This window comes from Citrobacter telavivensis, from assembly GCA_009363175.1.
Taxonomy (GTDB): Bacteria; Pseudomonadota; Gammaproteobacteria; order Enterobacterales; family Enterobacteriaceae; genus Citrobacter_A; species Citrobacter_A telavivensis.
Genome location: CP045205.1, coordinates 915,401 through 936,791, shown reverse-complemented (window position 1 = coordinate 936,791; position 21,391 = coordinate 915,401). Strand labels below are relative to the sequence as shown.

At 54.1% G+C, this 21,391-nt stretch carries 20 protein-coding genes; 7 read left to right on the top strand and 13 right to left on the bottom strand.

Annotation, left to right across the window (positions count from 1 at the left end):
• Positions 1 to 183 precede the first annotated feature (183 nt).
• The gene (soxR, locus tag GBC03_06660) at positions 184 to 648 is read right to left on the bottom strand and encodes a redox-sensitive transcriptional activator SoxR (GenBank protein QFS69905.1); all 465 of its coding nucleotides are present in this window, start codon (positions 646 to 648) and stop codon (positions 184 to 186) included.
• 85 nt (positions 649 to 733) lie between these two features.
• Between soxR and soxS the strand changes: the two genes are divergently transcribed.
• Positions 734 to 1,057, top strand: coding sequence for a superoxide response transcriptional regulator SoxS (gene soxS / locus GBC03_06655; GenBank protein QFS69904.1), 324 nt, complete (start codon positions 734 to 736; stop codon positions 1,055 to 1,057).
• A 2-nt stretch (positions 1,058 to 1,059) separates the two neighbouring features.
• Here soxS and GBC03_06650 read toward each other — a convergent pair whose 3' ends face one another.
• Positions 1,060 to 2,646: an EAL domain-containing protein gene (locus GBC03_06650; GenBank protein QFS69903.1), complete on the bottom strand. Its 1,587-nt coding sequence runs from the start codon at positions 2,644 to 2,646 to the stop codon at positions 1,060 to 1,062.
• Positions 2,647 to 3,240: 594 nt separating this feature from the next.
• Between GBC03_06650 and GBC03_06645 the strand changes: the two genes are divergently transcribed.
• Positions 3,241 to 3,522, top strand: a complete 282-nt coding sequence (locus GBC03_06645) for a hypothetical protein (GenBank protein QFS69902.1) — start codon at positions 3,241 to 3,243, stop codon at positions 3,520 to 3,522.
• 555 nt (positions 3,523 to 4,077) lie between these two features.
• On the top strand, positions 4,078 to 6,786 hold the full coding sequence (locus GBC03_06640) for an HAD-IC family P-type ATPase (GenBank protein QFS73933.1): 2,709 nt from the start codon (positions 4,078 to 4,080) through the stop codon (positions 6,784 to 6,786).
• Between the two features lie 66 nt (positions 6,787 to 6,852).
• Here GBC03_06640 and GBC03_06635 read toward each other — a convergent pair whose 3' ends face one another.
• Together GBC03_06635 and GBC03_06630 are read right to left on the bottom strand one after the other, a co-directional pair.
• Positions 6,853 to 7,284 carry a universal stress protein UspG gene (locus GBC03_06635; protein QFS69901.1) on the bottom strand — a complete coding sequence of 144 codons (432 nt, stop codon included), beginning with the start codon at positions 7,282 to 7,284 and terminating at the stop codon, positions 6,853 to 6,855.
• 248 nt (positions 7,285 to 7,532) lie between these two features.
• On the bottom strand, positions 7,533 to 8,060 hold the full coding sequence (locus tag GBC03_06630; GenBank protein QFS69900.1) for a single-stranded DNA-binding protein SSB1: 528 nt from the start codon (positions 8,058 to 8,060) through the stop codon (positions 7,533 to 7,535).
• A 252-nt stretch (positions 8,061 to 8,312) separates the two neighbouring features.
• Between GBC03_06630 and uvrA the strand changes: the two genes are divergently transcribed.
• Positions 8,313 to 11,135, top strand: a complete 2,823-nt coding sequence (uvrA, locus tag GBC03_06625) for an excinuclease ABC subunit UvrA (GenBank protein QFS69899.1) — start codon at positions 8,313 to 8,315, stop codon at positions 11,133 to 11,135.
• Positions 11,136 to 11,176: 41 nt separating this feature from the next.
• Here the strand turns inward: uvrA and GBC03_06620 are convergent, their stop codons facing one another.
• The 6 genes from GBC03_06620 to dnaB all read right to left on the bottom strand — a co-directional run bounded on the left by GBC03_06620 (position 11,177) and on the right by dnaB (position 16,656).
• Positions 11,177 to 11,527 carry an MmcQ/YjbR family DNA-binding protein gene (locus tag GBC03_06620; protein QFS69898.1) on the bottom strand — a complete coding sequence of 117 codons (351 nt, stop codon included), beginning with the start codon at positions 11,525 to 11,527 and terminating at the stop codon, positions 11,177 to 11,179.
• 127 nt (positions 11,528 to 11,654) lie between these two features.
• Positions 11,655 to 12,368 (bottom strand): acid phosphatase AphA, encoded by a 714-nt coding sequence (aphA, locus tag GBC03_06615; protein ID QFS69897.1) that lies wholly within the window; start codon positions 12,366 to 12,368, stop codon positions 11,655 to 11,657.
• Positions 12,369 to 12,602: 234 nt separating this feature from the next.
• Positions 12,603 to 13,796 carry an aromatic amino acid transaminase gene (locus GBC03_06610; GenBank protein QFS69896.1) on the bottom strand — a complete coding sequence of 398 codons (1,194 nt, stop codon included), beginning with the start codon at positions 13,794 to 13,796 and terminating at the stop codon, positions 12,603 to 12,605.
• A 30-nt stretch (positions 13,797 to 13,826) separates the two neighbouring features.
• Positions 13,827 to 14,063, bottom strand: a complete 237-nt coding sequence (locus GBC03_06605) for a hypothetical protein (protein QFS69895.1) — start codon at positions 14,061 to 14,063, stop codon at positions 13,827 to 13,829.
• Between the two features lie 66 nt (positions 14,064 to 14,129).
• Positions 14,130 to 15,209: an alanine racemase gene (alr, locus tag GBC03_06600; GenBank protein ID QFS69894.1), complete on the bottom strand. Its 1,080-nt coding sequence runs from the start codon at positions 15,207 to 15,209 to the stop codon at positions 14,130 to 14,132.
• Positions 15,210 to 15,240: 31 nt separating this feature from the next.
• Positions 15,241 to 16,656 carry a replicative DNA helicase gene (dnaB, locus tag GBC03_06595; protein ID QFS69893.1) on the bottom strand — a complete coding sequence of 472 codons (1,416 nt, stop codon included), beginning with the start codon at positions 16,654 to 16,656 and terminating at the stop codon, positions 15,241 to 15,243.
• 64 nt (positions 16,657 to 16,720) lie between these two features.
• Between dnaB and GBC03_06590 the strand changes: the two genes are divergently transcribed.
• Positions 16,721 to 17,704: an NADPH:quinone reductase gene (locus GBC03_06590; protein ID QFS69892.1), complete on the top strand. Its 984-nt coding sequence runs from the start codon at positions 16,721 to 16,723 to the stop codon at positions 17,702 to 17,704.
• 298 nt (positions 17,705 to 18,002) lie between these two features.
• On the opposite strand, the gene pspG is transcribed toward GBC03_06590, so the two are convergent.
• Positions 18,003 to 18,245: an envelope stress response protein PspG gene (gene pspG / locus GBC03_06585; protein QFS69891.1), complete on the bottom strand. Its 243-nt coding sequence runs from the start codon at positions 18,243 to 18,245 to the stop codon at positions 18,003 to 18,005.
• A 133-nt stretch (positions 18,246 to 18,378) separates the two neighbouring features.
• The gene (gene dusA / locus GBC03_06580; GenBank protein QFS69890.1) at positions 18,379 to 19,374 is read right to left on the bottom strand and encodes a tRNA dihydrouridine(20/20a) synthase DusA; all 996 of its coding nucleotides are present in this window, start codon (positions 19,372 to 19,374) and stop codon (positions 18,379 to 18,381) included.
• Between the two features lie 188 nt (positions 19,375 to 19,562).
• Between dusA and GBC03_06575 the strand changes: the two genes are divergently transcribed.
• Together GBC03_06575 and GBC03_06570 are read left to right on the top strand one after the other, a co-directional pair.
• Complete coding sequence (locus GBC03_06575) at positions 19,563 to 19,784, top strand: addiction module toxin, HicA family (protein ID QFS73932.1); 222 nt, start codon at positions 19,563 to 19,565, stop codon at positions 19,782 to 19,784.
• The gene (locus tag GBC03_06570; protein ID QFS69889.1) at positions 19,781 to 20,113 is read left to right on the top strand and encodes a toxin-antitoxin system HicB family antitoxin; all 333 of its coding nucleotides are present in this window, start codon (positions 19,781 to 19,783) and stop codon (positions 20,111 to 20,113) included. Before GBC03_06575 ends, GBC03_06570 begins: the two co-directional genes overlap by 4 nt.
• Before the next feature lie 30 nt (positions 20,114 to 20,143).
• Here GBC03_06570 and GBC03_06565 read toward each other — a convergent pair whose 3' ends face one another.
• Complete coding sequence (locus GBC03_06565; GenBank protein QFS73931.1) at positions 20,144 to 21,358, bottom strand: conjugal transfer protein; 1,215 nt, start codon at positions 21,356 to 21,358, stop codon at positions 20,144 to 20,146.
• Between the last annotated feature and the right edge of the window lie 33 nt (positions 21,359 to 21,391).

Here is a 21,391-nt window from a genome sequence, read left to right as displayed (position 1 = left end):
AAAACGCCAGATTAGCTGGCAAACGGGATGATGCGGCTTACACTTACAGTATCAACACAAACCGGAACCTCCACCACGTGCTCGAATGAGGGGTGTTGACGTCGGGGGAAACCCTCCCGTGAACCAGCGGGATAGAGAGAAAGACAAAGACCGGAAAACAAACTAAAGCGCCCTTGCGGCGCTTTAGTTTTGTTCATCCTCCAGCAGGCGTGCGCCCGTGCCCTCTTCGCCCAACCGATCCCCTGGGTTACGCAACGGACAGTCTTTACGCGATAAACAGCCACAGCCAATACAGCCATCGAGTTCGTCACGCAGCGCCACCAGCGTATGAATGCGCCGGTCCAGCTCCTCGCGCCATTGCGAAGAGAGTTGCTTCCACTCTTTAGCGCTGAGGGTATGGCCCTCCGGCAGCACGCCCAACGCTTCGCTGATGGTCGCCAGCGGGATGCCGATTCGCTGGGCAATTTTGATAATCGCGACATAACGCAGCACATCACGCCGATATCTGCGCTGATTGCCGCTGTTGCGGATACTGCTGATCAGCCCTTTGCTTTCATAGAAATGCAGTGCGGAAACCGCCACGCCGCTGCGCTTTGCCACTTCTCCCGGCGTGAGCATCGCTTTTATACGGGGTAATTTCTTTTCCATAAATCTCTTTACCTCAAGTTAACTTGAGGAATTATACTCGCCCGCAGACAAAAGACGAATCGAACACTGAGAAGGAGGCAGCAATATGTCCCATCAGCAAATTATTCAAACCCTTATTGAATGGATTGATGAACATATCGACCAACCGCTGAATATTGATGTGGTCGCAAAAAAATCAGGTTATTCAAAGTGGTATTTACAGAGGATGTTCCGCACGGTGATGCGCCAGACGCTGGGTGACTATATCCGTCAGCGCCGACTTCTGTTAGCCGCCGTTGAACTGCGCAACACCGAAAGACCGATATTCGATATTGCGATGGATTTAGGCTATGTGTCGCAGCAGACGTTTTCCCGCGTGTTTCGCCGGGAATTTGATCGCACCCCCAGCGACTACCGTCACCGCCTGTAGTGTTACTGTCCGCGCTGCATCAGGAGTGCGGGCGGTTGTTGCAACCAGTGAATGAAGTCCTGCGGCGGCAGCGCCTTCGCGAAGTGCCACCCCTGACAGTACTGCACCCCGCGTTTAAGTAACCAGCTCACCTGATCCGCCGTCTCCACGCCTTCCGCGATGGTTTTAAGACGCAGGCTTTGCGCCATCTCAATGATATGTTCCGCAATCAGATGGCTGGTACTGTTGGTGGTCAGCGTATCGATAAAGGACTTGTCGATCTTAAGAATATCGACGTTGAGTGAATAGAGGTTGTGCAGGTTAGAGTAGCCGGTGCCGAAATCATCAATCGCCACTTCATAGCCCGCCTGGCGAAATGCCTGGATCACCGGCGTGGTTTTCGGCACATCGATAAATCCTCGTTCAGTCACTTCCACTTTAATTTGTTGTGCAAGCACGGCGTGTTCGCGCGCTTTATCCGCAATCATGGCAATCAGTCGCGAAGAGTGGAAATCCGACGCGGAAAGGTTGATAGAGATATACAACTGCGGGTTGGCAGCCAGAAATGTCCCCATATCGCTGAACACTTCTTCCACCACATAGTCGGTTATCTGCGCGATCATCCCCTCTTTTTCCGCCAGCGGGATGAACTCGGCCGGACTCATGACCTGACCCTTGCAGCCCGGCCAGCGCAGCAGCGCTTCCGCCCCCACGCATTTCTCATTTTTGATATCAATGATCGGCTGATAGTGCAGGCAGAGCTGGCGTTGCTTAAGCGCGCGCTGGAGCATACGACGCGGGGAGTAGTATTGCCGACGCGCCCGCGACCAGAACATTAACAACAGAATGCTACTGATGACCGCCAGCGGAAGGGTGATCAGCAACTGCTGATACAGGTTCTGATAAAACCGCTGCATCGAGGTCGACACAATCACGGCAATGGGCCGTTTATCCGAGTGGGCGATGGTATAAAAGTGACCGTCCTGCTGAAAGACAGATTGATGACGCTGGACCAGTGGCAACAGTTGTGCCACCCAGGCCTGTTCGCTGACGGAGAAAAAGGTATTGGTCACGGTGTCATATACCCCCCAGGCCATTTCGGGGTCTTCGGACATCACTTCACTATATGACAGCGGGTTGATCACCGCGACATAGTTTCCGCGTTGCATATACGTCATTTTATAACCGGTAAAAAAAGGCGTATCGCGAAAGTAATAAATGGAGATATTAGGTTTTCGTTTATAGTCTGCCGTCGGCATAATATAGGGCTCTGACGGTGCCATTACCGTAGAGCATAAAAAACGATCGCCCTGTGCATAAATTAACTCGTTGATATACAGGCGCCCACGGATAATATTCAACATCCGTTGTTGATGCGCCGGTGTACACGCCTGCCCCTGGTACTGTTCAGCGGCATCACGCGCTAAATCAGCCTGTAAAACAACCAGTTCTGTTTTATCTAAAGCCAAATGGGCAAAGGTGCTCAGTTGCCTACTGGTTTGAGAGGTGGCTCGCAACTGGGCAAACCATAGCGCCAGCATCACGGGGAGCAAAACCACCATGATTATCCCGAGGAACCTCAGCATCTTGCGTCGCGCCCGATGATTCATTTAAGCCCTATATCCCTGCATTTTATGTGCCTTTATCATCAAGGCAGGATGCTAAATCACACAGGTGATTACGTTGCATGAATCTATCGATATTAGCAACAGACTTTTATTAGCAAAAGTCTGATATTGCAGGATGGTGATAATATTCGACCGTAAAGCAAACCTACAGTGACGATTAATTTTATTAAGGGTAATCCATTCTCCGAAAGGGGTAGTTTTTTATGAAAGTTTTGTCGGTTCATACACAAAATGAAATTAAGTTAAATTTCCCTGTATGCTTATTTAGGACAAAACAGAAAGGGTAGAATAAATACATCTTTTTACATCGCCTTCCTCCAGTTACGCCACGATCAAAACGTGTTCATTATCGACCAATAACCATTTTTAAAGTGTGGTTAAAAAACAAACAAAAAAGAGGCGTACAGGCTGGCGAACGAATGACTAAACGTGATATAGTTCACAAATATTCTGAAACAGAAACAACGTTTCATTCGGTATTGATGTAAATGCCCGTCGATAGCCAGGAGTGTGCCACGCTTCCCGTGAAAACGCCGCGCTGTCCAGGGCACCTGCTACTCTCAGAGGAAATGTTTCATGGCTACCCTAACCACTGGCGTGGTTCTTCTCCGCTGGCAACTGCTGAGCGCTGTGCTCATGTTTTTAGCCAGCACGTTAAATATTCGTTTTCGTCGCTCAGATTACATTGGTCTGGCTGTGATCAGCAGTGGACTCGGGGTTGTCGCCGCCTGCTGGTTTGCGACGGGGTTACTCGGCATCACCCTGATGGATCTCTCCGCCATCTGGAACAACATTGAATCCGTGATGGTCGAAGTGATGAGTCAGACCCCGCCGGAATGGCCGATGGTCTTGACCTGATTTCACTTGAGCCTCCCTGACGGAGGCTTTTTTATTGTTTCCAGAAAATCCCGACCTATCTCTTGCGGACAAATTCGTCCCGTCTCGATTTCAGCAAGTCCGCGTCTATTATGCGTTCATCTGGCGCGGTCGGTTTACTCAACAGACCGCGGCTTAAAATATATTTTCTGCTCTGTGTTCGTTTCCCTATTGTCATTATTATTCAGGATTTAAAAGTTATGTAAGGAAGACTGTTTTTATTATTTTCACCCCAGATATTTTACAAAGGCATAAGTTGAAATACCGCTAATGGCCGCCACAACAATTGCAAAAACAATCAATAAAATCAATTTCTTAGCATTATAAATTCCAAACATAAAACCTCCTTTCCTAAATTTACATTTCCATTTAACCCCATGACCCGCATGGAAAAATATCATCTTCATTCAAAGATAAAATAATAATTACAGAAACGCCATTGATTAATGTCAAATATCTGCAGGCATTATTCAAATAGTATGCCTGTGTTTCAAAATATTTAAATTTAATACTTCGAGGAATTTTACTTTGACCAGAATGCCGAACAGCAATCGTCTCCATTCTGCGCCATGCGCTGGAAAAAAGCCGTACCAGCTGACCGTTGAGGAGGTTCTGAAAAATCAACAGAGCCAACCTTCCGGGCTGACTCATGATGAGGCCAGCGCACGTCTTGCCAGGGATGGTCTTAACGCACTGCCTGAAAAAGCCGGCAAACCCGCCTGGCTACGCTTTCTGGCCCATTTTCACGATGTCCTGATCTACGTCCTGATTGCCGCAGCGGCACTCACCGCCGTAATGGGGCACTGGGTGGATACTGCCGTCATCCTCGGCGTCGCAGTGATCAACGCCATGATAGGTCACATTCAGGAAAACAACGCGGAAAAATCACTAAAAAGTATCCGCAATATGCTCTCCGCTTCTGCTGTGGTGGTACGAAACGGGCAACATGAGACGGTCGCGACCACCGATCTGGTCGTTGGCGATATCGTGGTGCTGCGCGCGGGCGACCGCATCCCCGCCGATCTTCGCGTCATGGAAGCCCATAACCTGCGGGTTGAAGAGGCCATCCTGACCGGCGAATCTACCGTTGTGGATAAAACGGCAGACGCGCTGGCAGGCGAGTTGCCGCTGGGCGATCGCAAAAACCTGCTGTTCTCTGGTACAACGATTAGCGCCGGTGCCGGGCTTGGCGTGGTGATCGCCACCGGGGAAGCGACGGAACTGGGCCATATCAACCAGATGATGACCGGGATCGAGAAGCACCGCACGCCGCTACTGGTGCAGATGGATAAACTCGGCAAAGCGATTTTCTCCCTCATTCTCGCCATGATGGCCGGTCTGTTTATCTTCAGCCTGTTGCTACGCGATATGCCAATGAGCGAGCTGCTGCTTTCGTTAATCAGCCTTGCTGTCGCGGCCGTTCCGGAAGGTTTACCGGCGATTATCTCGATCATCCTGTCGCTGGGTGTGCAGACCATGGCCCGCAAACGCGCGATCATCCGCAAACTGCCTACCGTTGAAACGCTGGGGGCCATGTCGGTGATCTGTTCCGATAAGACTGGCACCCTGACCATGAACGAGATGACGGTCAAAGCCATCATCACGGCGGATAAAAATTACCGCGTGCAGGGCAACAGCTACGAGCCAACGGGCGAGATCCACGTCGAGGAAGATGACGCGCTGGCAGAGATTGCGCCAGGCAGCCTGCTTGAAAACTATCTGCGCACGATTGACCTGTGTAACGACAGCCAGCTGATTCGCGATGATCAGGGTCACTGGGGGATTACCGGCGGCCCCACGGAGGGGGCGCTGAAAGTGCTGGCCGCCAAAGCCATGCTACCTGCCGTCGAGTGCGAACTGCGCAGTAAAATTCCGTTCGATTCCCAGTACAAATACATGGCGACGCACTATCGCATCGGCAACGACGAGCGCGTGCTGGTGACCGGAGCGCCGGATGTGCTGTTTAAACTCTGCCAGTTGCAGCAAACCGCGAACGGTACGGAAGCCTTTACCCAGCCGCACTGGGAGGCCGAAATTGCCCGCTATGCCAAAGAAGGTCTGCGGATGGTGGCCGCCGCCTGGAAACCCGCGCGTGCCGATGCCAGTACGCTGACTCATGACTGTCTGAACGAGGGGCTCATTTTCCTCGGCATCGCCGGGATGATGGATCCGCCGCGCCCGGAAGCCATTGCGGCGATCGGCGCCTGCCAGCAGGCCGGGATCCGCGTCAAAATGATCACTGGCGATCACCCGCAAACCGCCATGAGCATCGGCGGCATGTTGGGTATCCATAACAGCTGCCACGCGGTGACGGGCTATGAGCTCGAGCAGATGGATGATGCTGAACTCGCCGAAGCGGCTGTCACCTACGATATCTTTGCCCGTACCAGCCCGGAACATAAATTGCGTCTGGTAAAAGCCCTGCAAGAGAAAGGCGAGATCGTCGGCATGACCGGCGATGGCGTGAACGATGCCCCGGCGCTGAAGCAGGCCGACGTGGGGATCGCGATGGGTATTAAAGGCACCGAAGTGACGAAAGAAGCCGCCGACATGGTGCTGACGGACGATAACTTCGCGACCATCGCCAGCGCGGTACAGGAAGGGCGACGCGTCTACGACAACCTGAAGAAAACCATTCTGTTTATCATGCCCACTAACCTGGCGCAGGGTCTGCTGATCGTCGTCGCGCTACTGGCTGGCAATTTGATCCCCCTGACTCCGGTACTGATCTTGTGGATGAACATGGCGACCTCTGCCACGCTGTCATTCGGTCTGGCGTTTGAAGCCGGTGAGCGAAACATCATGCGCCGCCCACCGCGTCAGAGTAACGAGAACGTGATGGATGGCTTTGCTATCTGGCGCGTCGGTTTTGTCGGCACGCTGATTGCCGCCTGTGCCTTTACGCTGGAAGCCTGGCTGCAGCCGCGCGGTCACAGCCCGGAATTCATCCGTACGGTCCTGTTGCAAACGCTGGTGACGGCGCAGTGGGTATACATGCTTAACTGCCGCGTCTCCGATGGCTTCTCGCTGGGTCGTGGACTGTTGATGAATAAAGGCATCTGGCTGGTCAGCGGTATTCTGTTGCTGCTGCAGTTGGCGATTATCTATGTGCCGTTCCTGCAAATGCTGTTTGGTACCGAAGCCCTGCCGCTGCGCTACTGGGGAATTACCTTTGCCATCGGCATCGCGCTATTCTTCATTGTTGAGATTGAGAAACCGCTCACCCGCAAATTCCGCCGGAAATAACCGGCGGTATCCGGCAATAAAAAGGCCTTCCATATTGGGAGGCCTTTTTTCAAATGCGATAACGGATTAACGCACAACCATTACCGGTACCTTTGCGTAACGTAAAATATTGGCGGCTGCCGAGCCCAGCAGATGGGTGGCAATCCCCGGCTTGCGCGAGCCGATAATAATCATTTCGGCGTTATGTGCGATTACCGCGTTATTCACTTCATCACGAATATTGCCATGACGGACTTCAAAGCGAATCCTCTCCAGCGGCGTTTTGAATTTTCTCGCCAGGGCGAGCATTTTCTCCTGCGCATCGTTGGTCATGTACTCTTCGTATTTTTTGATATCCGAAGCAAAACCGCGAATCGGCGACGTGTGCAGCTTGGGGAAAACGTGCAGGAGATGCAGAACGCCCTCTTCTCTATTGAGCATGTGATCGGCCCAGGCAATCGCTTTGTCAGAAAGGTCCATCGCCAGAATATCAACCGGCATTAAAATGGCTTTGTTCATTCTAATTTCCTTATGTTCGCTGACAGGCTGATCGTGTTTCCCTGAAAAGCCCGGCAAGGTTCAGTCTTAATGGGTGAAAGTTGCGAACGCAGGATAACCGATAATCCCACCTACGATTTGATCACAGGCAATTTAATTATCTTATTGAAAAGTATGTAGGTTTATTTACTTTGCGGGAGATAAACTGACAAAAAACCCCGTTTTCACGGGGTCTTATAACGATACTGAGAATTCGACATGAATAATGATCAGAACGGGATATCGTCGTCGAAATCCATCGGCGGTTCATTGGATGGTGCTGCTGGCGCAGACTGCTGCTGCGGACGAGACTGCGCGCCGCCGCTGAACTGGTTACCGCCCTGTGGCTGCTGAGGCTGACCCCAACTGCCCTGTTGCTGCTGACCACCCGCCGGGGCGCCACCACCCTGACGACCACCCAGCATTTGCATGGTGCCGCCAACGTTCACCACCACTTCCGTGGTGTATTTCTCAACACCGGACTGATCGGTCCATTTGCGGGTACGCAACTGACCTTCAATGTAGACCTGAGAACCTTTACGCAGATATTCGCTGGCCACTTCCGCCAGTTTGCCGAACAGCACAACGCGGTGCCATTCCGTCTGCTCTTTCATCTCGCCGGTCTGCTTGTCACGCCAGGATTCGGAAGTAGCCAGCGTGATGTTGGCGACAGCGCCACCATTCGGCATGTAGCGTACTTCCGGGTCCTGGCCCAGATTACCCACGAGAATAACCTTATTTACGCCTCTGCTGGCCATGATCGAGTCTCCTGAAAACGTTTCTTAATAAGTGTAAACGCGCGATTGTAGCATTACCAATAGCGATTTTACTACGTTGCGACGCGGATTCCGCGAAACAACTTCAGCCGGGTATTGTTACACAAGACTCTGTGTTTTGCATTCCAATACTGTATATCCATTCAGGTTTTATTGTGTCATAATTAACCGTTTGTGATCGCCGGTGGCACCCTGCTGCCCCGGGCAAAAAAGCGTTTAATCCGGGAAAGGTGAATGGATAAGATCGAAGTTCGGGGCGCCCGCACCCATAATCTCAAAAACATCAACCTCGTCATCCCCCGCGACAAACTGATTGTCGTGACCGGGCTTTCGGGGTCAGGCAAATCCTCGCTCGCATTCGACACCTTGTATGCCGAAGGACAGCGTCGTTACGTTGAATCCCTTTCTGCCTATGCGCGTCAGTTTCTGTCGCTAATGGAAAAGCCGGATGTCGATCATATTGAGGGGCTGTCGCCCGCTATCTCAATTGAACAGAAGTCGACGTCTCATAACCCGCGCTCCACGGTCGGTACTATTACCGAGATCCACGACTACCTGCGTCTGCTGTTTGCTCGCGTTGGCGAACCGCGCTGTCCGGATCATGATGTCCCGCTGGCGGCGCAGACCGTCAGTCAAATGGTGGATAACGTCCTGTCACAACCGGAAGGCAAGCGCCTGATGCTGCTGGCGCCGGTCATTAAAGAGCGTAAGGGCGAGCACACCAAAACGCTGGAAAACCTGGCAAGCCAGGGTTATATCCGCGCCCGCATTGATGGCGAAGTGTGTGACCTCTCCGATCCGCCCAAGCTGGAACTGCAGAAGAAACACACCATCGAGGTAGTGATCGATCGTTTCAAAGTGCGTGACGATCTCAGTACCCGTCTGGCGGAATCGTTTGAAACCGCGCTGGAACTTTCCGGCGGGACGGCGGTAGTTGCCGATATGGACGACGAAAAAGCAGAAGAACTGCTCTTTTCCGCCAACTTCGCCTGCCCAATTTGTGGCTACAGCATGCGCGAACTGGAACCGCGCCTGTTCTCCTTTAACAACCCGGCGGGTGCCTGTCCAACCTGCGACGGCCTCGGTGTACAGCAGTATTTCGACCCCGATCGCGTGATCCAGAACCCTGAGTTGTCGCTGGCAGGCGGAGCCATCCGCGGCTGGGATCGTCGGAACTTCTATTATTTCCAGATGCTGAAATCGCTGGCGGAGCACTATAAGTTCGACGTTGAGGCCCCGTGGGCCAGCCTGAATGCGAACGTGCACAAAGTGGTGCTGTACGGCTCCGGTAAAGACAATATTGAATTTAAGTATATGAACGATCGTGGCGACACCTCCGTGCGCCGCCATCCGTTTGAAGGCGTGCTGCACAACATGGAACGCCGCTATAAAGAGACGGAATCCAGTGCGGTACGTGAAGAGCTAGCCAAGTTCATCAGCAACCGCCCGTGCGCCAGCTGTGAAGGAACCCGTCTGCGTCGCGAAGCGCGCCACGTCTTCGTTGAGAATACGCCGCTGCCGACCATCTCCGACATGAGCATCGGCCACGCGATGGACTTCTTTAACAATCTCAAACTCGCAGGCCAGCGGGCAAAGATTGCAGAGAAAATCCTCAAAGAGATTGGCGATCGCCTCAAGTTCCTGGTCAACGTCGGCCTTAACTATCTGACGCTGTCGCGCTCCGCAGAAACGCTCTCCGGCGGCGAAGCCCAACGTATTCGTCTGGCAAGCCAGATTGGTGCCGGGCTGGTCGGCGTAATGTACGTGCTGGATGAACCGTCCATCGGTCTTCACCAGCGCGATAACGAACGTCTGCTGGGGACGCTGATCCACCTGCGTAATCTTGGCAATACCGTGATTGTGGTGGAGCACGATGAAGATGCAATTCGCGCCGCTGACCACGTGATTGATATCGGTCCGGGAGCCGGCGTCCACGGCGGCGAAGTGGTTGCCGAAGGTCCGCTGGAAGCCATTATGGCGGTACCGGAATCACTGACCGGCCAGTACATGAGCGGCAAGCGCAAGATTGAAGTGCCGAAACAGCGCGTGCCAGCGAATCCGGAAAAAGTGCTGAAACTGACCGGCGCACGCGGCAACAACCTGAAAGACGTGACGCTGACCCTGCCCGTGGGGCTGTTCACCTGCATCACCGGCGTGTCGGGTTCCGGTAAATCGACCTTGATCAACGATACGCTGTTCCCGATTGCTCAGCGCCAGTTGAACGGCGCAACGATCGCCGAACCGGCGCCGTACCGCGACGTGCAGGGGCTGGAGCATTTCGACAAGGTTATCGACATCGACCAGAGCCCGATTGGGCGGACGCCGCGTTCCAACCCGGCGACCTATACCGGGGTCTTTACGCCGGTGCGCGAACTGTTTGCCGGGGTACCGGAGTCGCGCTCACGCGGCTATACGCCAGGGCGTTTCAGCTTTAACGTTCGTGGTGGGCGTTGCGAAGCCTGTCAGGGCGATGGCGTGATTAAAGTCGAGATGCACTTCCTGCCGGATATTTACGTGCCGTGCGACCAGTGCAAAGGCAAACGCTATAACCGCGAAACGCTGGAGATTAAGTACAAGGGTAAAACCATCCACGAAGTGCTGGATATGACTATCGAAGAAGCCCGCGAGTTCTTTGATGCCGTCCCGGCGCTGGCGCGTAAGCTGCAAACCCTGATGGACGTAGGGCTGACCTACATTCGTCTTGGCCAGTCGGCGACGACGCTTTCCGGTGGCGAAGCGCAGCGCGTGAAGTTAGCGCGCGAACTGTCGAAACGCGGTACCGGTCAGACGCTCTATATTCTGGATGAACCGACTACCGGTCTGCACTTTGCTGATATTCAGCAACTGCTGGACGTGCTCCATCAGTTACGCGATCAGGGCAACACTATCGTGGTGATTGAGCACAACCTGGACGTTATCAAAACGGCGGACTGGATAGTCGACCTGGGACCGGAGGGCGGTAGCGGCGGTGGGGAAATCCTCGTTTCCGGTACCCCTGAGACCGTGGCGGAATGTGAAACATCGCATACTGCCCGCTTCCTCAAACCGATGCTGTAAAACGCAAAACGCCGTTCATGTGAAGATGTGAACGGCGTTGTTCATTGCAGCTGTTTGCGTTTCTCTTCCGGTAGCGTATTAACCGCCTGTTGGTAGGACGCATCCACCAGATAATAGATTTGTGAATCCGGCAACGAGCCGTCGAGGTAGACGGTGCTCCAGTGCGCCTTATTGAGATGTCGGCTCGGACGCACATCGCTGTGCTGCTGGCGTAATAGTTCTGCCAGTTCGGGGCTGGTTTTCAGAGATACCGCCGGGCGATCTTCCACCTCTTTCACCATGGCAAAGAGCACATCTTCAACTTTGATTTGTGTGGCTTTCCAGTCACTGTGCACACTCTGCTCCGCGCCGATTTTCGCCATGCAGTATTGCAGTAACTCCGAATTGGTCATCGTTATTCCCCTTGCAAGCGTGATGCTCCACTGAAATGTCATCTACTCAGTGTGCAGCAAGACTGCAAAAGGTAAAAGCTGACAGATCAATTTTGTTTAAAAAAACAGCAAATGCCCTCCCCGCTTTTTAATACTCCGAGTTTACGATCACCTCTTCGCCATACCCGCCAGCCTGCGGCAGCGGTTTGTAAGTCGAGTTTGAGGCGCGCAGGATTCGGATCCCACGAATGCCCGCATCGCGCGCGGCGGTAATGTCGTTGTCCGAATCGCCATAGAACATGCGGATATTTTTATCCTGCAACCACTGCGTTTTGGTGTTCTGACCGGGCTTATCTCCGGCGAAAATCACCGGATTCATATTTGTCGCCGGAATGTGGAAGTTATCGGCCAGCGTTTTCGACACGGTTTCGGTTTTTGTCGGCGAACGTCCGGTAATAAAAAAGATGCTGTCGCCGCGACGGACGTGCATATCGATCAGCAGACGGGCGACCTCTTTTGGAATACTGAACTCATCCCAGCCGTTGTTCATTTTCTCCCAGAATGCCGGGGTTTTCAGATACGCTTCGCTGTCAGGGGACCAGGTTTTCTTACCGCGCCAGAAGCCAGGGCTGGAAAACAGCACGGTGTCATCAATGTCGAAACCAACGACCATCGGCGGACGACCAGCGAGGCTGTTTTCGATCTGCGCCACGGAAACCCAGTGAATGGGGGCTTGTTCCGCGAGTTTCGCAACGTTAGTACCTGGATTGAGCGGAGAAGGAGAAGAGGCCAGCGCGCTGGCGGAATGGTTTAATGTGAATAACAAGCAGATGGCGCTCAGCGCCAGTGTGAGCCTTCGCATATTTTTCCCTGTTAAGTCATTTAGTTATCATTTTATTAGACCAATTGTTCAAAAAACCCTCTGACCATAACCCCGGCGGCAGGTGAAAGGAAGGATTTTCTGCGGTTTTGTCCCGGAAAAGGAGGAGGATCACATAAGTATGGAAGAGACCATTACCAGGCCGGATAAGGCGATTCGTCGTCATCCGGCCAGTGGCGTTTTGCCGGATGACGCTGCGCTTATCTGGCCTGGCAATTACATGACTGCGGCAAAAGCCTTCGCCACGCGCTGCACATTCGCCACGTTCAGACCAGCCACGCACATGCGTCCGCTGGCGATCAGATAGACGCCAAACTCGTCACGCAGGCGATCGACCTGAGCCGCGCTCAGCCCGGTGTAGCTGAACATACCGCGCTGTTGCAGCAGATAGTCGAAATTACGTCCCGGAATCGTAGCGGTTAGCACGTTCACCAGTTCCTGACGCATGGCCAGAATACGGGTTCGCATCGCCTCCACTTCCGCCAGCCAACTGGCTTTCAGCGCTTCATCGCCGAGTACCGTCGCGACCACCTGTGCGCCAAAGTTCGGCGGACTGGAGTAGTTACGGCGGACGGTCGCCTTCAGTTGCCCCAGCACGCGACCTGCGGTAGTTGCATCTTCACAGACAACAGAAAGCCCACCGACGCGCTCGCCGTACAGAGAGAAGATTTTCGAGAACGAGTTGCTGACCAGCGCTGGCAGTCCGGCGCTGGCAATCGCGCGGATAGCATAGGCATCATCGTCCATACCGGCACCAAAGCCCTGATAAGCAATGTCGAGGAACGGGATCAGATCGCCCGCTTTCAGGATCTCGATAACCGCATCCCACTGCGCATGCGTTAAATCTGCACCGGTCGGGTTGTGACAGCAAGGATGCAGCAGGACGATACTGCGCGCAGGCAGGGTTTTCAGGGTCGCTAACAGATCGTTGAAACGCACGCCGTTGGTGGCATTGTCGTACCAGGGATATGTGCTGACGTTAAATCCCGCCCCTTCAAAAATGGCGATGTGGTTTTCCCACGTCGGGTCGCTGACCCACACACCGGAATCCGGGAAATAGCGCTTCAGGAAATCGGCCCCCACTTTCAGCGCGCCAGAGCCGCCCAATGTCTGGATCGTCGCCACTCGCTGCTGCCGGAGAACCGGATGGTCAGCTCCAAACAGCAATGGCGCGATAGTATGACGATAGGTATTTAACCCTTCCATCGGCAGATACAGCGAGGCACCGTGCGGTTGCGCGTTAAGACGCGCTTCGGCTTCCTCCACGGCCTTCAACTGCGGGATAATCCCGTCTTCGTTGTAATACAGGCCGATACTCAGATTCACTTTGTCACTACGCGGGTCTTCTTTGAACCGCTCCATGAGCGACAGAATCGGGTCGCCAGCGTAGGCGTCAACTTTTTGAAACACGCGATGGTTCTCCAGGTTTACAGGCAGGGGTTAAGACACAATAAACCGGATGGAGAGGAAGATCGAGCGCCTGGTGGGAATATTGCCGGATGGCGGCGTAATCGCCTTATCCGGCCTACGGTCCGTGCGCGATATACGGGAAACGCTTTTAGGCCGGATAAGCGTTAGCGCCATCCGGCATCCCGGCAACATATTGTAGGCCGGATAAGCGTTAGCGCCATCCGGCATCCCGGCAACATATTGTAGGCCGGATAAGCGTAGCGCCATCCGGCATCCCGGCAACACCTTGTAGGCCGGATAAGCGTTAGCGCCATCCGGCAGGAACCGGCGTACTTAATCCACGTACTTCATCGCCACCCGTGAGGTCAGGCGGGTGATCAGTTCGTAAGCACTAACTTTAGTCATTGCCGCAATACGCTCAACCGGGAGGCCCTCTCCCCATAAAATCACCGGGTCACCGGCCTGGTCAGTCGCCTGCGGCCCAAGATCAACGCAAATCATGTCCATCGCCACGCGGCCCACAATCGGCACTTCGCGGCCATTCACCAACACCGGCGTACCGGATGGCGCTGCGCGCGGGTAACCATCGCCATAGCCCATCGCCACGACGCCAAGGCGCGTATCACGTTCACTGATCCACGTTCCGCCATAGCCTACCGGCTCACCCGCTTTATGCTCGCGCACGGCGATCAGGCTGGAGGTCAGCGACATCACCGGTTGGCAGCCGAAATCCGCTCCCGTGGACTGGTTTTCCAGCGGCGACACGCCGTAGAGAATAATGCCCGGTCGCACCCAGTCAAAATGTGACTGCGGCCAGAGTAAAATCCCGCCGGACGCGGCAATTGAGCGTTGACCCGCTTTGCCTTCACAAAAGGTATTGAACACATCAAGCTGCCGTTCAGTCGCACCGCATTCCGGCTCATCCGCACGGGCAAAATGGCTGACGACATTCACCGGTTGACGCACGTTTTTACATTGCGTCAGGCGCTGCCAGAAGGCGTCCGCCTCTTCGGGAAGGACACCCAGGCGATGCATACCGGTGTCGAGTTTCATCCACACGGTTACCGGTTCATCCAGTTCGGCGGCTTCCAGCGCGGCCAGTTGTTCCTGGTTATGGACAGCCGTATGCAGGCGCTGCGCGGAAATGGTGGGCAAATCGGCCGCCTCAAAAAAGCCTTCCAGCAGCAGGATGGGCTGCGTGATCCCACCCGCTCGCAGACGCAGCGCTTCTTCGAGACGCGCCACGCCAAAAGCGTCAGCATCGGGGAGCGTTCGCGCGGTCTCTAACAGACCGTGTCCGTAAGCGTTCGCTTTCACGACCGCAACCAGCTTACTGGCGGGTGCCAGCTCACGCAGACGTTGCAGGTTGTGTCGCAGAGCGCGGCGGTTAATCACTACAGTTGCCGCTTGCATTTCAAATCCTTAATAAAAGAAGGACGGAGATTTACTCGTCGTCGTACTGCGGTCCCGCATAGTTATCAAAGCGCGACCATTGTCCATTAAAGGTCAGTCGCACCGTCCCGATGGGGCCGTTACGCTGCTTACCAATGATGATTTCCGCAATACCTTTCAGATCGCTGTTCTCGTGATAAACCTCATCACGGTAGATGAACATGATCAAGTCGGCATCCTGTTCGATGGAGCCGGATTCACGCAGGTCGGAGTTGACCGGACGCTTATCGGCACGTTGTTCCAGCGAGCGGTTAAGCTGCGACAGCGCCACGACCGGCACATGCAGTTCTTTCGCCAGCGCTTTCAGCGAGCGGGAAATTTCAGCAATCTCCAGCGTACGGTTGTCGGACAGCGACGGCACTCGCATCAACTGCAGGTAGTCGATCATAATCAGCCCGATACCGCCGTGTTCGCGGGCGATACGGCGCGCGCGGGAGCGCACTTCCGTTGGCGTCAGACCGGAGGAATCATCGATATAGATGTTACGTTTTTCCAGCAGAATGCCCATTGTGCCGGAAATCCGCGCCCAGTCCTCATCGTCCAGTTGTCCGGTACGAATACGGGTCTGATCCACGCGGGACAGCGATGCCAGAGAACGCATCATAATCTGCTCAGAGGGCATCTCGAGGCTGAAGATAAGAACCGGTTTATCCTGCAACATCGCCGCGTTTTCGACGAGGTTCATCGCAAATGTGGTTTTACCCATCGACGGACGTGCCGCAACAATAATCAGATCTGACGGCTGCAGGCCAGCGGTCTTTTTGTTGAGATCGTCATAGCCGGTGTTAACGCCCGTCACCCCGTCGTGCGGCTGCTGGAACAGTTGTTCGATACGCGCGACGGTTGCGTCGAGCACATCGGCAATGTTTTTTGGTCCTTCGTCTTTATTGGCGCGGCTTTCCGCGATTTTAAAGACGCGTGACTCGGCGAGATCGAGCAAGTCTTCACTGGTGCGCCCCTGCGGATCAAAACCCGCATCGGCAATTTCATGGGCAACGGCGATCATGTCGCGCACTACCGCGCGTTCGCGCACGATATCCGCATACGCGCTGATGTTCGCCGCACTTGGCGTATTTTTGGAGAGTTCAGCCAGATAAGCAAAACCGCCGACGCTGTCCAGTTGCCCTTGTCGCTCCAGCGATTCCGCGAGCGTAATCAGGTCAATCGGACTGCCGGTTTCCTGCAACCGTCCCATCTCGGTGAAGATGTGACGATGTGGACGGGTATAAAAATCTTCCGCCACCACGCGCTCGGCGACATCGTCCCAGCGCTCGTTATCCAGCATTAAACCGCCCAACACCGACTGTTCCGCTTCAATCGAGTGCGGCGGTACTTTCAGTCCGGCAACCTGTGGGTCGCGGTCACGGACATCAGTCTGTTGTTTGTTGAAGGGTTTATTTCCTGCCATAGTGAATGGAGTTACCGAGATAAAAGTGAGTTGAAGCTAATCTTCCGATGATACTGGAGAAATCATGGCAACACGAATTGAATTTCACAAGCATGGCGGCCCTGACGTGCTTCAGGCCGTGGACTTTACCCCCTCCGATCCGGCGGCGAACGAAATCCAGGTCGAAAACAAAGCGATCGGCATTAATTTTATCGATACCTATATTCGTAGCGGGCTCTATCCGCCTCCCGCGCTGCCCAGCGGTTTAGGGACCGAAGCGGCTGGCGTCGTCGTCAAAGTCGGCAGCGGCGTCAGCCATATTAACGTGGGCGATCGCGTGGTGTATGCGCAGTCCGCGCTCGGCGCCTACAGTTCAGTCCACAACGTACCGGCTGATAAGGCCGCTATCCTGCCTGATGCCATCTCCTATGAGCAGGCTGCTGCCTCTTTCCTGAAGGGACTGACCGTTTTTTATCTGCTGCGCAAAACTTACGAAATCAAGCCCGACGAACCGTTCCTGTTCCACGCGGCCGCTGGCGGCGTCGGGCTGATTGCCTGTCAGTGGGCAAAAGCACTCGGCGCGAAACTGATTGGCACCGTCGGCAGCGCGCAGAAGGCGCAGCGGGCACTGGATGCCGGCGCATGGCAGGTGATTAACTATCGCGAAGAGAACATTGTCGAGCGGGTAAAAGAGATAACCGGCGGTAAAAAAGTCCGCGTGGTCTATGACTCCGTCGGCAAGGATACCTGGGAAGCCTCGCTGGACTGTCTGCAACGTCGTGGACTGATGGTCAGTTTTGGCAACGCATCGGGGCCAGTGACCGGCGTGAACCTGGGGATTCTGAATCAGAAAGGTTCCCTGTACGCCACGCGCCCTTCTCTTCAGGGCTACATCACCAACGCGGAAGAACTGACCGAAGCCAGCAACGAACTGTTTTCGCTGATCGCCAGCGGTGTGATCAAAGTGGATGTGGCAGACAGTCAGAAATATCCGTTGAAAGAGGCGCGGCGAGCACATGAAGTGCTGGAGAGTCGGGCGACGCAGGGTTCCAGTTTGCTGATTCCTTAACTGCCTGGCTCCCCTGAATCATTCAAGTTGCAGGAAGGCGGCAATGGAACGAATCCTCAGGAGCTTACTGAAATCAGTGACTGGGGTGAGTGACAGCAGCCAACACACCTGCAGCTTTAATTATGACAGGGAGAAAGAAATTGGGCTTCCCATTGGGAAGCCCTTTCTTTTTTTGTTCGGCTGTATGTAGGGTACAGCTCGATGAATCTGTTAGACGCGCAATACTGACAGATTTGACGATCAATTCCTATTTGGTTATGACGCCAAAATTACAGGTTGTGACGCATCCCTCACATCTTTAGTAACGCCAACGGTTATTGCGCTGATATTGTGGGACTTTCGGCGACTTAATCGCCTTGATCACCCACACTACGGCAACAGCCAGCAGTAGCCACGGCAGCAGTTTGATCATCAGTGCAAACATGCCGCCAAGGAACATCACGAACGCGGCGACAACCAGCGCAGCCAGAATGCCCAACAGCGAGACGCCGGTGACCATCAGCATGATAAAGAAGCCAAGCACAAAAAGTAGTTCCAGCATGATGCTCTCCCATAATGAATTCCTGCACAATCCATTACAAAAATCATGCCAAAGTTAATTTGTTGATTTATCAACAAAACGCCCCGTAAATTTTTGCAGGGCGTGGTGAAATTGACTAACTTTTAGTGAAAATCTACCGCTTATCGGCAACCAGCTTTAGCGCATGCTCCAGCACATTGATATCGGCACCGGCTTTATGGGCGTTTTCGCTCAGGTAACGACGCCACTGGCGCGCCCCAGGGATCCCCTGGAACAGACCCAGCATATGGCGCGTAATGTGGCCGAGATACGTCCCCTGGCTCAGTTCGCGCTCGATATAGGGATACATGGCCCGCACCACCGCCACCGGATCGGCATCAGCGGTCGGGGAGCCAAAGATTTCGCGGTCGACAGAGGCCAGAATACCCGGGTTCTGATAAGCCTCGCGGCCAACCATCACACCGTCCATATGTTCGAGATGCGCCTTCGCCTCATCCAGCGACTTAATGCCGCCGTTGATGGACATCGTCAGCTGCGGGAAGTCGCGTTTCAGTTGATAAACGCGCGGATAATCCAGCGGCGGGATCTCACGGTTTTCTTTCGGACTTAACCCGGAAAGCCAGGCTTTGCGGGCGTGGATGATGAACATCTCGCACTCACCGCGACCGGACACCGTACTGATGAAATCACAGAGAAATTCATAGCTGTCCTGGTCATCAATACCAATGCGGGTTTTCACCGTCACCGGAATCGACACCACGTCGCGCATCGCCTTTACGCAATCCGCCACCAGTTGCGCATTGCCCATCAGACAGGCGCCAAACATGCCGTTCTGCACGCGATCGGAAGGACAGCCGACATTGAGGTTAATCTCATCGTAGCCGCGTGCCTCAGCCAGCTTCGCACAGTGCGCCAGCGCTGCCGGATCGCTGCCGCCCAGTTGCAGCGCGAGCGGATGCTCTTCTTCGCTGTACGCCAGATAATCCCCTTTGCCATGAATAATCGCCCCCGTCGTCACCATCTCGGTGTAGAGCAACGTCTGGCGAGACAACAAGCGCAGGAAATAGCGACAGTGCCTGTCCGTCCAGTCGAGCATGGGCGCGATGGAAAAACGGTGGGCCGGAAAGACGGATTGTAATTCTGGTGACATGGTGATTTTTTGAGCATCCGGTGATTTGGGGGCGCTACTATAGCACAGGCAGGAAAGGGATACGATTCACCTTGATGTGCTATCAAAAAATGATAGCATCAAATTGTCCTGGCGGGCATTATACTCACAAGGAAACGGCATTGATATGACATCACTAAGCGCCAGATACCAAAAAAACATTACAGCAGATTTTCTCACTACCAACGCCTGCGGCGCTGGAATGGCGAAAAATTGAGGCGCTGTTTGTTGCCTTAGGTGCAAAGGTCTCAGAGGGGAACGGATCCCGTGTCAGATTTGAAATCAATCAGGTTGTGGCCTCTTTTCATCGCCCACATCCTGAAAAGGAAGCCAAAGTTTATCAGGTCAAGGATGCTATGGCCTTTCTTATCGCAGTAGGAGTGATCCCATGAACACCATGACTTATAAAGGCTATGCCGCCAAAATTGATTACAGTGACGAAGATTTGTGCTTCGTCGGGCATGTTGCCGGTATACGTGATGTGATTGGTTTCCATGCCGACAACGTTTCCGATCTTCGCAATGCCTTCGAAGAAGCGGTCGATGATTACCTTTCTTACTGTGCTGAACAAGGCAGAGAACCTCTGCGCCCGGCTAGTGGAAAGATCAGTCTGCGTATTTCTCCGGAGGTGCATTCGGCGATTAACATCGCCGCCGAAGTCTCCGGGAAAAGTGTAAATCAATGGATTAACGATACGTTGACTAAAGCAGCTCATGGCTGAAAGACGGGGCATACTGCCCCGCCATCCTCATCAGAACGTCACGCTGACCTGCGCGCCTGCACCCCAGGTTTCGTCCTCGCCGTACAGCCCCATCAAATCAAGATGGACGCGATTGAACGGGGCAAACCCGACACCGCCGGTGAAGACATTGCTGTCATTGTCCTTCACGTCAGCACGATAACCGGCACGGACGGCCAACCAGTCGAGCGGTCGGACTTCAGCACCGACGCCAACATACTGTGAGTTTTCCTCGCTTTTGAAGCCTTTAGTTTCGGTTAAATCACCGTCTGCGCTCAGCGTCAGCAGATCGTTGTGCCACGCCACACCGGCGGTGACCAACGGTCGAATCTGGTAAGTATCGCGGACGCCAGCCACCTCTTTTGTGTCGATATCGCGAGAGAACAGGTTTTGCCCGCTCAGGCCAACCGTCCAGTGTTCGCCAAAGTCCGCGGCCAGGCCCGCATCAACGTTAAAACCGGTATCATCATTGCGATAGCGACTGCTGTTGATGTCGTCGCTATTGAAATCGTAAATCGAGACCGTGTAGTTGTAGAGCCAGGTTTTTTGCAGTTTCGGCGTCACGCCAACCGAAACCGGTACGCCGCCCAGGTCGAACTGGCGAGCCACCGCGACACCGTAATCAGAGACAATGGCGGCGCGGCCAAACCCTTTTGACTTAAGGTTCTCAGGATCCACCGCCAGGATGCTGGAAGGCACCGCTTCAACGCCGCGCAGCGTGTCAATGTCGCCCTGATCAATAGACGAACTCACACGGGCGCGGGCGTTGGCTTTCGCCACAAAGGCCACGGCTAACACATCGTTCGGAATGCTGACCGCAAGCCCGCCCCCGGCTTTCGCACTGGCCGTTTTCCCTTTCAGGGATTCCAGTTGGTCAGCCAGATCGCCCGCGGCATTAGACACCTGCCGGTAGCCTGCGCTGCCGGGAACAAAGAGATCGAGAGGGTTGATATTGTCCAGGGAGCGGCGGTAGTTATTCACGTCGTCGGTGACATCATCAATCTTATCGCGCAGATTATCCTTGTCGGAAATCTGTCCACCGATAGCCGGGAAGATCACCGTAATGTCATCATCCGGCTGTGACTTCGCCAATAATGCCGGGTTGATGAGTACGCCGCTGCCATAATTTGCTGACGCCACGCCCGTGCCGCCCATCGCGTCATTACGCGCTTCTGTCCAGGAATTCGCGGCACTCGCGGTTTGAGACGCCAACAGCGAGCCCGTCATCGCCACCACCAAAATATTCAAATTTTTATTCAC